This is a genomic window from Desulfatitalea tepidiphila, from assembly GCF_001293685.1.
GTDB lineage: Bacteria > Desulfobacterota > Desulfobacteria > Desulfobacterales > Desulfosarcinaceae > Desulfatitalea > Desulfatitalea tepidiphila.
Genome location: NZ_BCAG01000003.1, coordinates 562,129 through 575,402 on the forward strand (window position 1 = coordinate 562,129; position 13,274 = coordinate 575,402).

The 13,274-nt window shown below is 61.4% G+C and carries 10 protein-coding genes; 7 read left to right on the plus strand and 3 right to left on the minus strand.

Annotated elements, in window-relative coordinates; translation table 11 throughout:
- Positions 1–28 precede the first annotated feature (28 nt).
- Together DFT_RS07105 and DFT_RS07110 are read left to right on the plus strand one after the other, a co-directional pair.
- Positions 29–1,036, plus strand: a complete 1,008-nt coding sequence (locus tag DFT_RS07105; RefSeq protein WP_054030531.1) for an HD domain-containing phosphohydrolase — start codon at positions 29–31, stop codon at positions 1,034–1,036.
- Positions 1,033–3,357 carry a nucleotidyl cyclase domain-containing protein gene (locus DFT_RS07110; RefSeq protein ID WP_054030532.1) on the plus strand — a complete coding sequence of 775 codons (2,325 nt, stop codon included), beginning with the start codon at positions 1,033–1,035 and terminating at the stop codon, positions 3,355–3,357. The genes DFT_RS07105 and DFT_RS07110 overlap by 4 nt, the downstream gene beginning before the upstream one ends.
- Positions 3,358–3,405: 48 nt before the next feature.
- Here the strand turns inward: DFT_RS07110 and DFT_RS07115 are convergent, their stop codons facing one another.
- On the minus strand, positions 3,406–3,864 hold the full coding sequence (locus DFT_RS07115; protein WP_054030533.1) for a universal stress protein: 459 nt from the start codon (positions 3,862–3,864) through the stop codon (positions 3,406–3,408).
- Positions 3,865–4,377: 513 nt separating this feature from the next.
- Between DFT_RS07115 and DFT_RS07120 the strand changes: the two genes are divergently transcribed.
- Together DFT_RS07120 and tkt are read left to right on the plus strand one after the other, a co-directional pair.
- Entirely contained in the window at positions 4,378–5,247 is an 870-nt protein-coding gene (locus DFT_RS07120) for a radical SAM protein (protein ID WP_054030534.1), read from the plus strand.
- A gap of 180 nt (positions 5,248–5,427) precedes the next feature.
- A complete protein-coding gene (tkt, locus tag DFT_RS07125; protein WP_054032393.1) occupies positions 5,428–7,449 on the plus strand; it encodes a transketolase in 2,022 nt (673 codons plus the stop codon).
- Positions 7,450–7,564: 115 nt separating this feature from the next.
- Here the strand turns inward: tkt and DFT_RS07130 are convergent, their stop codons facing one another.
- Both DFT_RS07130 and DFT_RS07135 read right to left on the minus strand, forming a co-directional pair.
- Entirely contained in the window at positions 7,565–8,176 is a 612-nt protein-coding gene (locus DFT_RS07130) for a DUF3786 domain-containing protein (protein ID WP_054030535.1), read from the minus strand.
- A 16-nt stretch (positions 8,177–8,192) separates the two neighbouring features.
- Entirely contained in the window at positions 8,193–8,726 is a 534-nt protein-coding gene (locus DFT_RS07135; protein ID WP_054030536.1) for a hypothetical protein, read from the minus strand.
- 268 nt (positions 8,727–8,994) lie between these two features.
- Here DFT_RS07135 and DFT_RS07140 point away from each other — a divergent pair, with 268 nt between their 5' ends.
- From DFT_RS07140 to DFT_RS07150, 3 genes are all read left to right on the plus strand, one after another.
- Positions 8,995–9,990, plus strand: coding sequence for a 2-hydroxyacid dehydrogenase (locus tag DFT_RS07140; protein ID WP_054030537.1), 996 nt, complete (start codon positions 8,995–8,997; stop codon positions 9,988–9,990).
- Positions 9,991–10,070: 80 nt separating this feature from the next.
- A complete protein-coding gene (locus DFT_RS07145) occupies positions 10,071–11,294 on the plus strand; it encodes a molybdopterin molybdotransferase MoeA (protein WP_054030538.1) in 1,224 nt (407 codons plus the stop codon).
- Positions 11,295–11,337: 43 nt separating this feature from the next.
- Complete coding sequence (locus DFT_RS07150) at positions 11,338–13,263, plus strand: molybdopterin biosynthesis protein (RefSeq protein WP_152971891.1); 1,926 nt, start codon at positions 11,338–11,340, stop codon at positions 13,261–13,263.
- Positions 13,264–13,274 lie beyond the last annotated feature (11 nt).

Consider the following 13,274-nt stretch of genomic DNA (forward strand, 5'->3'; position numbering starts at 1 on the left):
CCGGGCTGGTTTTCAGGATGTGAAGAACATGGTCCATAACACCATTCTGATCGTCGATGACGATCGGGTCATCCGTGAGATGCTGCGAAGCGGAATTCAGTTGGCCGGCTACCAATGCTTCGTCGCCGAGGGGGCGAGTACTGCGCTCGATCAAATGGCCCGGCACAACATCGATGTCGTCGTCGCCGATATCCGCATGCCCGAGATGAGCGGCATCGAACTGGGCCGGCTGATCAAGTCCAGATATGCCGCCGACGTGATCATCATGACCGGCTATGTCGATGACTTCAACTACGAAGACATCGTCGAACAGGGTGCCAGCGACTTCATCCAGAAACCCTTCCGCATCGCCGAGTTCGTGGCGCGGCTCAAACGCGTGCTCTCCGAAAGGGCATCCCGGCAGGAGCTTAAAAAGGCGCTCGGCGACCTCAAGATCAACCTGGATAAGTTCAGGCGCGCCATGGAGGGCATCGTTCAGGCCATGTCCGTGGCCGTGGAAATCCGCGACCCCTATACGGCCGGCCATCAGCAGCGGGTGGCGGATTTGGCCTGCGCCGTCGCGGCCGAGATGGGCATGACGGAAGACGATGTCTACGGGCTTCGAATGGCCAGCGTGATACACGATCTTGGAAAGATCGCTGTTCCGGCGGGGATCCTGGCCAAACCGGGACGACTGTCCGACCTGGAATACGAATTGATCAAAAACCACGTCAAGGCCGGTTACGACATTCTCAGGCAGATCGAGTTTCCCTGGCCCTTGGCCGATATCATCCTGCAGCATCACGAGCGGATCGATGGCAGCGGTTATCCCCAGGGCTTGCAAGGGTCAGATATCCTGCTGCCGGCGCGCATTCTGGCCGTGGCGGATGTATTCGAGACCATTGCTTCCCACCGTCCCTACCGCCCGTCGCTGGGCCTGCAGCACGCCATCGACGAGCTTCAGAAAAACAGCGGAAAACTCTACGATTCCGAGGTGGTGGCGAGCCTTCTCAAGCTGGTCGAAGAAGGTCGCTTTTCCGAGTTGGTGCAATCATGATCAGCCTTTTCTTCTCAAACACGCCCAAGTTGCCTGCGCTCAGCCATTTCGATCTTAAAAAATATGTCGTCGGTTTTTCCGTGGATCGCCTGGTGCCGGGGGTGGACAACATCCGACACGATGTGTTCGTCAGCCCCATCTTTACCGCCGCAACCCGCAAGATCGTCACCCAGCTGGTCAAACGGCATGCAGGCCTCGAAAAGCGCAAACCCGATCATCAGAACGTCAGCTGGGCCAAGGAGATCGAGAGCTATAAACAGCTCTACAAAGAGATCATGCGCGATGCGCTCAACAAGGCCAAGGCGCTTCGCGAACCCCAGGTCGAATGTCTGGCCCAGGCGGCGGTCGTCAAAATGCTTCTCGAAGAGGTCCGTTCCCAGTACGACCACCTGGTGGGAAGCCTGAAAAAATCGGCTCGTAAATCGGAACTGGCCGTCCATAACGATGCCGGCGAGTCGCCCAAGCTCAAAAACAAACTGCAACTCATCCTTCAAGATCGGGCCGCTTTACTGGAGCGGGTGGGAAAGGAGATCTGCGGTTTCTGGATCGACATCGAGCGCAAGGAGATCCAGCCGATGCGGGAGGCGATCTTCGGCAACAGCGGTTCCTTTTTCGGAGATGTGCTCGGTACCTCTCTGCTGCACCTGGAAAGTGCGGACAATGAGCTCTTTGTCCTGTTGGAGTACGATGTCGCCTTGGGGCGCCGCATCGAGGACCCGGATCGCTACGAGGGTCTGCTTTACTTCGTCCGGCATCTGATCAGCACTGCCGATGGCCCGGATCGATCCAAAAAGGTATTTCCCGTGGACAAACGGGCGGCACTTCCCGGAGTGCAAACGCCTGAAATGGAAGAACAAGCGCATAAGACCTACCTGCAAAAGATCGAAGCGTGGCTGCTGCACCTGGACAACATGGATCATCTGTTCAACTGGCAGCGCACCCGCGCGGAGGTGCAGGCACTTCGAAATAAAAAGACGGATCCCGAGGAGATCGCGAGGCTCAAACGGCTGGGAAAGAGCCAGAAGTTGATGTTGAATTACTTTTACCGGCAATTTCTGAAAAAGGGTCTCGTGGAACGTATTTCGGCCGCATACGAGATGCAGCCCGAGTATCTGGAATACTGCCCCCCACTCGTCCCTCAGCAGATCATGCAGTATTTGGCACTGCCAAAGTCGCGGCGGCTGGTCAGGCAGCGACTGAAACGACTCTCCGCCGTGTATGGCCGCAGCTTCAGCCTGGCGCCGCTGAACAGGAAGATCAAGTCCATGGAGCAGATCACCACCGCCAAGCGCAAAGCGTACCTGGTTCGCTTCATGCACGCTTTTGCCCATTACCACCGCGACGTGAGTATCTGCGACGTCATCAAGGATGCCATCCAGCGGGTGCAGATCGCGACAGAGGAGAAGATCGTCACCCTATCCCGCGAGAACAATACCCTCTATGAATTCCTGCTTCCCAACGAACAGGATTCTTCGAAAAAGCCCATCATCAACCACGTGGTCCTCAAGGCGGACGTCAGGGGATCGACCGATTTGACCCACCGCATGAACGAAAGAGGACTGAATCCGGCCTCCTATTTCAGTCTCAATTTTTTCGACCCGATTTCGGAGATATTGACCGATTACGATGCGGCAAAGGTGTTCATCGAGGGGGATGCCATCATCTTGTCGATTTTTGAACGCCAGGATACGCCCGGCGATTGGTACAGTGTGGCCCGGGCCTGCGGGTTGGCCATCAATATGCTGATCATCATCCAGCGGTCCAACGAAAAGAGCCGCAAACACGATTTGCCCGTCCTGGAACTGGGCATCGGCATCAGCTACCTGAACAAGGCCCCCACTTTTCTTTTCGACGGCAACAACCGCATCATGATTTCATCGGCCATCAATCATGCCGATCGGTTGTCGAGCTGCTCCAAGACGGTACGGCGGGCCATGGCCAATCACAAGGGGCCTTTCCGGTTGTATGTCTTCCAGACGCATTCGGAGGAGGAAATTGCCGCCACGGCCGACGATCTGTCCCTGCGTTACAACGTCAACGGCATCGAATTGAATGCGGAAGGCTTTGAAAAACTGACCAGAGAGATCGATCTTAAAATGCTGCCCGATGCTCCCGGCGCCGGCAAAAACCACAAGTACAATCTCTACCTGGGAAAATTCCCCACCAAAAGCGGGCGCTATCAGCGTCTGATAATCCGGGAGGCCCAGATTCCCGTGGTCCATCCGGTATCGCTGAAACCGGTTCGCTTCACCTTTAAAAAGTACTACGAAGTGTGCACCAATCCCGGCCTCTATAAATGGGCACGTAAACTGGAGCCCTAGCACACCTTCGATCCGGTCCCGCGGCTGCCCGCGCGTTGTGCCGATGCGTTAAGCGTTCTTCTCGTGATAGGGATTGACCACCAGCACCGGAATACGGGCCGTTTTGATCACCCGCTCGGCCACGCTGCCGAACAGCACGCGATCCAGCCCCTTGCGGCCATGGGTTCCCATCACGATCATATCGATGTCCTTTTCCTGGACATAATTGATAATGACATCCGATGGATCACCCAGCAACACTTCCCCCTGGGTGTTGGGCAGATGATTGAAATGCTTTGTTAAAAACTCGTCCATTTTTTTGCGGGCGCCTTCGACCAGCTCGTTTTCAAAGATGGAAATCGACGGCGGGGCGACATAGATGTCGGTGAAATACTGAAAGATCCGGACCACAAAAACGACGTGCACCGTCGCGTTGAATTTTTCCGCCATGGTCAGGACATTGGGCACCAGCCGTTCGGAGCTTTCGGTCAGATCGACGGGGAACAGGATGCGTTCGATGGTTTTCATCTGTCTCTCCTTTCCTGGATTGTCTGCGTTCTTTGCTGTTTCATCATTATAATGGGAATCCGGCGGATTGAAAGCGAAAACTCGAGCGTGTCGATGGCCGCCATGGACACAGCGATTCTAACTGAACTTTATTCATCCTGAAGGGCATGCTTTTCAGAAATTGTCTTAAAAAAAATTCGCATCGTAACGGTGATGGCAGGCGTGGGTGGGGCAGGTGGCCAGGGCCACGTGAGCCTGCTGTCATAGAGCCAGTTAAATGCAAACGGCGGATAAGCGGCCCAGACGGTTTGAGCGCAGCGAGTTTCTGGGCCGCCTGCCGTGCATTTTACCGGTACTTGACTGCTTGGCGTGTGGCATCGGTCACCTGTTCTATCCGCGCCGGGTCTAATGAATGACATTCAGTTAGAAACGCTGCAATTGACACGCACGCCTTTTTTTACCGCCTTAAATCTGATAAAGCGCATGGACTTGGACCGGCGACGGTCTAAATTATTTCAGGAGGTAGGATCGACAATGCATTACGAAGGCAACATCATCCGGCCGCCCAGCGAGGCCAACTCCATTCTGCTGCAGGTAACGGTCGGTTGCTCGCACAACAAGTGCACTTTCTGCGGCACCTATCGGGGCGAGCGTTTCAGAATCAAACCCGACGACATCATCATGCAGGACATCGATTTCGCGGCTGAACATTGTCGGCGCCAGCGCCGCGTGTTTCTCTGCGACGGCGATGCCTTGATCATCCCCCAAAAGCGGTTGCTCAACATCCTGCAAACCATCCGCCGCAAGCTGCCCTGGGTGACCCGGATCGGTTCCTATGCCAACACCAAGAGCATCGCCATGAAAAGCGATGAGGAACTCAAGGAGTTGCACGCCAATGGATTGGGCATTCTTTACATGGGACTCGAGAGCGGGGATGACGACACCCTGAAGGCGATCAACAAACGCGCCACCGCCGAAAAGATGATCACCATGGGCCGACGGGCCAAGGCGGCTGGTTTCAAGCTGTCGATTACGGTCATTCTCGGCATTGCCGGACGCGAACGCTCCCAGATCCATGCCGAGGCCACGGGCCGGGTGCTTTCGGCCATCGATCCCGATTACGTGGGCGCCCTGAGCCTCATGCTGGTGCCCAACACCCCCCTTTACCAGGATTACCGCGAGGGCCGCTTCCCCCTGCTCGAACCCGAGGAGATGCTCCGGGAACTGCGCACCATTTTTGCCCACACCCATCTGTCCCAGGGGCTGTTTCATGCCAACCACGCATCGAATTATCTTCCCATCCGGGCCAGGCTGCCCCGGGACCGTGAGGCCGTGCTCGATCTCATCGACAAAGCCCTGGCCGGCCAGGTGCCCTTGAAACCGGAATGGCTCAGGGGATTGTAAGGGGTAGCGGCCTTCAATCCGTGACTTGCATACAACCTCAATCCATTGTAACAAGCCTTGCCGTCCGGCCGGAAGCGATGCCGACGGACAGCAAAAACAGAAAGAGCATCGGAACGAAACCGCGTCATCATGAATATGGTCCCGGTCGCCAGGCCGGCGGACCCCAAGGAGAAACGACAGATGGATAGCCCCAAGACGGATCAGGACCATATCCTTTCGCAATGTTGTGTCAACACCATTCGGACCCTGGCCATGGATGCCATTCAAAAGGCCAACTCGGGTCACCCCGGCGCCCCCATGGGGCTGGCCCCCCTCGGTTACGTGCTGTGGACCCGAGTGATGCAACACAACCCCAAAAATCCGGATTGGCCCAACCGGGATCGGTTCGTTCTCTCGGGCGGCCATGCCTCCATGCTGCTCTACAGCCTGCTCTACCTGACCGGCTATGACGTGACCCTGGACGACCTGAAAGCCTTCCGGCAGTGGGGCAGCAAGACGCCCGGCCATCCCGAGTACGGCCACACGCCCGGTGTGGAAACCACTACCGGACCGCTGGGCCAGGGTCTGGCCAATGCCGTGGGCATGGCCATGGCCGAACGCCATCTGGCGGCGCGCTACAACCGGCCGGAATATGCCATCGTGGACCACTATACCTACGCCGTGTGTGGCGATGGCGACCTGATGGAGGGCGTGGCCTCCGAGGCGGCCTCGCTGGCCGGCCATCTGGGCCTGGGCCGACTGATCTGCATTTACGACGACAACGACATCTCCATCGAAGGGCATACTGATATCGCCTTTACCGAAGATGTCGCCAAGCGCTTCGAGGCGTACCACTGGCAGGTGCTCCAGGTGGCCGACGGCAACGACCTGGCGGCCATCGAGCAGGCCTTGAACGCGGCCAAGGCCGAAACCGGGCGTCCTTCGCTGATCGTTTTAAAAACCCACATCGCCTACGGCAGCCCCAACAAACAGGATTCGGCCGATGCCCACGGCGCCCCCCTCGGCGAAGAAGAGGTCTGCCTGGCCAAGGGTTTTCTGGGATGCGACAAAGACCAGCATTTTTGCGTGCCGCAAAATGTATTGGATCACTACCGTCTGGCCGTGGAACGCGGGCGGGAGGCAGAGGCCGCATGGCAGACCCGTTATGACGCTTTCAGGCGCGAACATCCCCAGGCGGCCGACGAGTGGGTCAATGCCATTACCGGATTTTTGCCGAGGGGTTGGGATGAGGATCTGTTGACTTTCCGGCCGGAAGACGGTTCGGTGGCCACGCGGGCCGCCTCGGGCAAAGCGCTCAATGCCCTGGCCAAACGCATTCCCACCCTGATGGGCGGATCGGCGGACCTGGCCCCATCCAACAAGACCTTTCTCGAAGGGCTGCCGGTGTTCCAGAAGGGCGCCTACGAGGGACGCAACATCCGTTTCGGCGTGCGCGAGCATGCCATGGGCGCGATCATGTCCGGTCTTTTCCTGCACGGCGGAATCCGTCCGTACGGCGGCACCTTCCTGGTCTTTGCCGACTACCTGCGGCCGGCCCTGCGTGTGGCCGCCCTGATGAAGCTGCCGGTGATCTATGTGATGACCCATGATTCGGTGGCCGTGGGTGAAGACGGTCCCACCCATCAACCGGTGGAACAGATCGCTTCGCTGCGGGCCATGCCCGACGTTCTGGTCCTGCGGCCGTGCGATGCCAATGAGACCGTGGACGCCTGGATCCAGGCCGTGCGCACCAACAACAGGCCGGTGGTCCTGGCCCTGAGCCGCCAGAAGCTGCCGGTGCTCGACCGCAAACAGACCGGCGGACGCCTGTCCCGCGGCGGGTACGTCCTGTCGGATTGCGACGGCACCCCCGACATCCTGCTCATCGCCACCGGCGCCGAAGTCCACCAGGCATTGGCCGCCCAGAAGCTGCTGGCCGAAAAGAAGATCGCCGCCCGGGTGGTGAACATGCCCAGCTGGGAATTGTTCGAAAAGAACAGCGACGCCTATAAGCAGGAAGTACTGCCGCCCCAGGTCACCGCCCGCCTGGCCGTGGAGGCCGGTGTGCCCATGGGGTGGGAGCGTTACGTGGGCAGCGCCGGCAGGGTCGTCGGCATGAACGGCTTCGGTGCATCCGCACCGGGCGGAACGGTGCTGAAGAACTTCGGCTTCACCGCCGAAAATGTGGCCGCCCAGGCCGAAGAGATGTTAAAAAATCTTTAGAACCAATTTCGTAGGGGCGGGCTTTTCGCCCACCCGTGACATCGCACGGGCCATGCGCTCGTGCAGCCATTGATTCAAGAACATGGGCAGGCCGCGCGTCTGCCCATTTCCATTTCTATCCAACCTGCTTCGCTAAAGCCAGAATCGCCTGGCTCGTATATTCCCCCACGTCGGCCAGGGCGTCGGTGGGCAGGAACAAGTGCGCATTGTGGCTGTAGAGACAGGTGACGCCGGCCGGAAAATCGTCGTCCGGCAGGTAGCAGACGTAGCACAGGGCGATTTTGGGCAACGGCCGCACCACGAAGGCGATGTCGCCGCTCACTGCGGCCGGCGCGTCGCCACCGTCGAGCCGGGCGCGGATCGTCTCTTGCAAGTCGCCCAGACGCGGGACCAGGGGGACCAGGGACTGCTCGGTGCGGTTGGCGAAAGCGCCCACGTAAGGCGCGCTGTTGGGGGCCTCTTTGAACGACTGCAGGGGTTCAAGAACCGAGTCCTCGCCGGTGGCATGCAGCCCGTAGAGGGAGATGATGATGCCCCGCGGCCCGTCTTCCGGTTGTCCGTCCAGCGTGATACCTGCCGGGGTCAGGCGGCACGCGGCGCCGAACGCCATGAACTGCAGGGCGTCGCCGTCGCGTCGAGCGCCCATGGCCGCGGCCCGTTCGTCCAGGTCGAGTGAGAAGAGTCGTTCCAGATTGTCTTTAATGATCGTGGCGTAAGCACCGGCCATAAAAATTGATCCTTCTTCAGGCAATCACCTTTCCGATGCGGTCGCCGATCTCCCTGGCGCCCGATTTGGAAAGCGTGTTCTGCAAGGCGCGCAGGACGGCCTTGATGACTGCGGTTTTCGGTCGGGGAGAGAGCATCTGCACGTCGATGGTCTTGATGTCGATCACCATCTCTTCGATGCGGTCGAAGTCGGCCTCGATCCTGGCGACGGCCGATTTGACGGCGGTGAGGATCTGCGCCACGGCCTGCCGGCCCTGGTCATCGAGAAAGGGATTGCTGCCGATCTTCGCATCATCCGATCTGGCTGCCGATCCGCCGTGCTGAACGGCCGCCTCGATGCCATCGGCAGTGATGCCGATGCCCCCGGACAGGGTTCTGACCTCGGCCCAACCCCGCCCGATCAACTCTTCGGCCACCTTGCCGGCTTGCTCCTTGGCCAGACCGATGGCCGCGCCCGTTTCGAACATCGATTTCTGGACATTAGGATTGCCTTCCGTAGCACGATGCAGTTCGAGCAGGAAGGCGATTTCCGTTTCTTGCGTGATGGACATTGACGTTTTCCTTATGGGTAGATGTCGCAGTTTTTGTGAGTGTCCGCGGCCACCATAACATAGCGGCCATGGGAATGAAACGGGACGGCCCGGTCTTCAGCCAAAGGCAATCTGTCCTGCACGCCATCTTTATCATTGAAGGGACCACCGATTTCATCTACAAAAAAGCGGCGGACAAACGGCCAATGAAATGAGATGAAACCACAAAAAGTCCGTATCGGACGGCGTCGTCCAACATTAATCACAGATACGACTAAGGGAAGATGCCTTGAAAATTCTGGTGACCGGCAATCTGCCGGAAGACATCACGGACCGCATACGCGCCGATTATGCGACCCGCATCCATGATCTGGATCGCCCCATGGGCCGCGATGCGCTGCTTTCCGCCGTGCCCGAGGTCGACGGACTCCTGTGCATGATCACCGACCGCATCGACGCGGAATTGCTCGACCGGGCGCCGCGCCTCAAGATCGTGGCCAACTTCGGGGTGGGCTACAACAACATCGACGTGGCGGCGGCCACCCGGCATGGGGTGATGGTGACCAACACGCCGGGCGTGCTTACCGACAGCACGGCCGATCTGGCCATGGCCCTGCTTCTGGCCGTCGGGCGCCGCATCGTTGAATCGGACCGCCACACCCGGGAAGGCCGCTTTCAGTTCTGGGCCCCGTTTCATTTCCTGGGGCACGAGGTGTCGGGCACCACTCTCGGCATCGCGGGCATGGGGCGCATCGGCCAGGCCGTGGCCCGCCGGGCCAAAGGGTTCGGCATGCGGGTGATCTATCACAACCGCAACCGCCTGCCGGCCGATCAGGAAGGCCGCCTGGAGGCGCACTATGTGGAATGGCCGGCCCTGCTGGCCGAGTCCGACTACCTCTCGCTGCACGTGCCCCTGACCGACGAAACCCGCCACCTCATCGGCCCCGCCGAGCTGGCCGCCATGAAGCCGAGCGCTTTCCTGATCAACACGGCGCGCGGGCCGGTGGTGGACGAGGCGGCCCTGGTCGACGCGCTCAGGTCGGGCCGCATCGCAGGCGCCGGTCTGGATGTATACGAAAACGAACCCGAGCTCACCCCCGGCCTGACGGATCTGGACAACGTCGTGCTGCTGCCCCACGTGGGCAGCGCCACCGTGGCCACGCGCCGCCGCATGGCCGCCATGGCGGTGGATAACCTGCTGGCCGGTCTCGACGGACGCGAACCGCCGAACTGGGTCAACGCGAACGACATGAAAGCCCGGCCTGCATCCGGCCAAAACACGTGATGGATCTGCGGCCGCCTCGATGCGCGCCGGATCGGGAGAGCGAACGTCTCTATCGGGGCCTTAAGAATTGGAATGGATGAATGAAACCATTTTTTGACGTGATGGATATCGATGCGGTGCTGGCCCTCAAGGCGCGGTTCGAGCCCGTGGGCGCCGCCCGGATTGCCCTGGAACAGGCCCTTGGAAGATTCCTGGCCGAAGATCTGGTGGCCGATCGCGACCTGCCGGGATTCGACCGCGCCACCATGGACGGGTACGCGGTCCGCGCCGCTTCCACCTATGGCGCCAGCGAGGGCAATCCCGCCTATCTGAACCTCGTGGGCGCGGTGGGCATGGGCCGGACGCCCGATCACCGGGTCGGCCCCGGGCAGGCATCGCGCATCGCCACCGGCGGCATGCTGCCCGAAGGCGCCGATGCCGTGGTGATGATCGAGCATGCCGAAGCCGTCGACGACACCACCCTCGAGGTGTACCGCAGCGTGGCACCGGGGCAGCACATGGTGGCCCGGGACGAGGATGCGGCCAGGGGCGAGGTGTTGCTGCCCGCCGGCCGGCGCCTCAGGGCCCAGGAAATCGGGCTGCTGGCGGCGTGCGGTCACACATCGGTGCGGGTGTTCGACGTGCCCCGGGTGGGGATCATCTCCACCGGCGACGAAGTGGTTCCCGTCACCGCCGAGCCGGCCCCCGGCCAGGTGCGCGACGTCAACGCCTACACCCTGGCGGCGCTGGTCGCCCAGGCCGGCGGCGCGCCGGAGCGCTACGGCATTGTCAAGGACCGCTACGAGGACCTGCTCGACGTGTGTCGCCGGGCCCTGGCCGAAAAACGCATGGTGCTGGTATCGGGCGGCAGTTCGGTGGGCACGCGCGATCTGACCGAGGCGGTGTTGTCCGCCCTGTCCGAAAGCAGCATCCTGGTGCATGGGGTCTCGATCAGTCCGGGCAAACCGACCATCCTGGCCCGCTGCGGCACCAAAGCCTTCTGGGGGCTGCCGGGGCATGTGACATCGGCCATGGTCGTGTTTATGGTATTGGTACGTCCCTTTCTGATACATATCGGCGGCGGGACCGGCGAAACGCCGGTGCGGGTGCGGGCCCGTCTCGCCCGCAACGTGGCCTCGGCCCAGGGCAGGGTCGATTATGTGCGCGTGCGGCTCGCGGAAAAGGAGGGCCAGCTGTGGGCCGAGCCGATCCTGGGGGCCTCGGGGCTGATCCGCACCATGATCGCGGCCGACGGGTTGATGGCCGTGGACCTGAACAGCGAAGGGTTGGAGCGGGGCGCCGAGGTCGAGGTGCTGTTGGCGTGATGATCGTTTTTCGTCCTTGTAATCTATTGAAAAGGAAATCCTTGTGGTCCCGAAACGTAATGTCTATTTGAAGATGAAATCCCTGGAAGAGGCGCGGCGCATCGTGCTGGAGGCGTTCGGCGACCGGACACCCGATGCGGAGACGGTGCCGACGCCCGAAGCCGTGGGCCGGGTCCTGGCCGAACCCGTGGCCGCGCGGCTCTCCTCTCCCCATTTCCACGCGGCCGCCATGGACGGGATCGCCGTGCGCGCCACCGACACCTTCGGCGCCCATCCAGCCAAACCCAAGACGTTGACCGTCGGCGAGAGTGCGATCTTCGTCAATACCGGCCATGTGATGCCCGCCGGCACCGATGCCGTCATCATGATCGAAAACGTGCAGGAACACGAGGCGGGCCGGGTGGTGATCGAGGCGCCGGCCTTCCCATGGCAGAACGTGCGAAAAATGGGCGAGGACATCGTGGCCACGGAAATGCTGTTTGCCCGTCGGCACCGGGTGACGCCTTACTGCGTCGGCGCCCTGCTGGCTGCCGGTCACTTCCAGGTCAAGGTGCTGCGCAAGCCATGGCTGGTCATCCAGCCGACCGGTTCCGAACTGGTCGATTGGCGGCGCCAGGGCGAGTGCCAGTTGCTTCCCGGCCAGGCCATCGAATCCAATGCTTACGTGCTGGGCAAACTGGCCGAGGCGGCCGGCGCCCGGTATGAGCGTCTGGAATTGCTGGGCGACGACCTCGATGCCATCGCCGGCGCCGCGCGGGCGGCCGTCGAAAAGGGGGCCGACGCGGTCCTGATCGTGGGCGGTTCCTCTGCGGGGTCGGAGGATTATGCCCGCGCGGTGATCGAGCGCCTCGGCGAGATCCTGGTGCACGGGGTCACCATGATGCCGGGCAAGCCGACCATCGTGGGCCGGGCCGGGTCCACGCCCGTATTCGGCATGCCCGGATACCCGGTGTCGAACATCATCGCCTTCGAACAGCTCGTGGAGCCGCTGCTGGCCAGGATGCTGGGCCAGCCGCCGGCCCGCCGGGAGCGGGTCGATGTCTACCCCACGCGCAAGATTCCCTCCAAGCTGGGACTCGAAGAGTTCGTGCGCGTCAAGATCGGGCATGTGGGCGACCGCCTGGTGGCCACCACCCTGCCGCGCGGGGCGGGCCAGATCACCAGCATCACCGAGGCCGACGGCATCATCCGCATCCCCTCCCAACTCGAAGGGGTGGCCGAGGACGAACCGGTGACGGCCGAACTGCTCAAGCCCCTGGCGGCCATCGGCCGGACCGTGGTGGTCGTGGGCAGCCACGACAACACCCTGGACCTGCTGGCCGACGAACTGCGCGCCCAGGGGGCCGACCTGAGCCTGTCATCGAGCCACGTGGGCAGCCTGGGCGGGCTCATGGCCGTCAAGCGGGGCGTTTGCCACGTGGCCGGCACCCATCTGCTCGACGAGCGCACCGGCACCTACAACCTGGCCGACATCAAAAAGTACCTGCCCGATGTCAACGTGCGGCTGGTGCACCTGGTGATGCGCGACCAGGGCCTCATGGTGCCGGCCGGAAACCCGAAGGGCATCCAGGGGCTCGAGGACCTGCGGCGCGAGGACGTCCGCCTGATCAACCGCCAGAGCGGTTCGGGCACGCGCATCCTGCTCGACTTCCGGCTCCGGCAGTTGGGTATCGACCCGGACCAGGTCGCCGGCTACACCAACGAAGAGTTCACCCACATGGCCGTGGCCGCGGCCGTGATCAGCGGCGCGGCCGACGTGGGTCTCGGCATCTACGCAGCGGCCAGGGCTCTGGGCCTGGATTTCATTCCAGTGGTCACCGAGCAGTACGATCTGTTGATTCCAGGCGCCTGTTTCGACAGCGATCCGATTCAAACGATGCTGCGGGTGATCCGCAGCGAGGCGTTCAAACGCCGGGTCAACGCCCTGGGGGGGTATCACACCGAGCGTACCGGAGAAATACTTCTCTAAGGTGGTGCGGG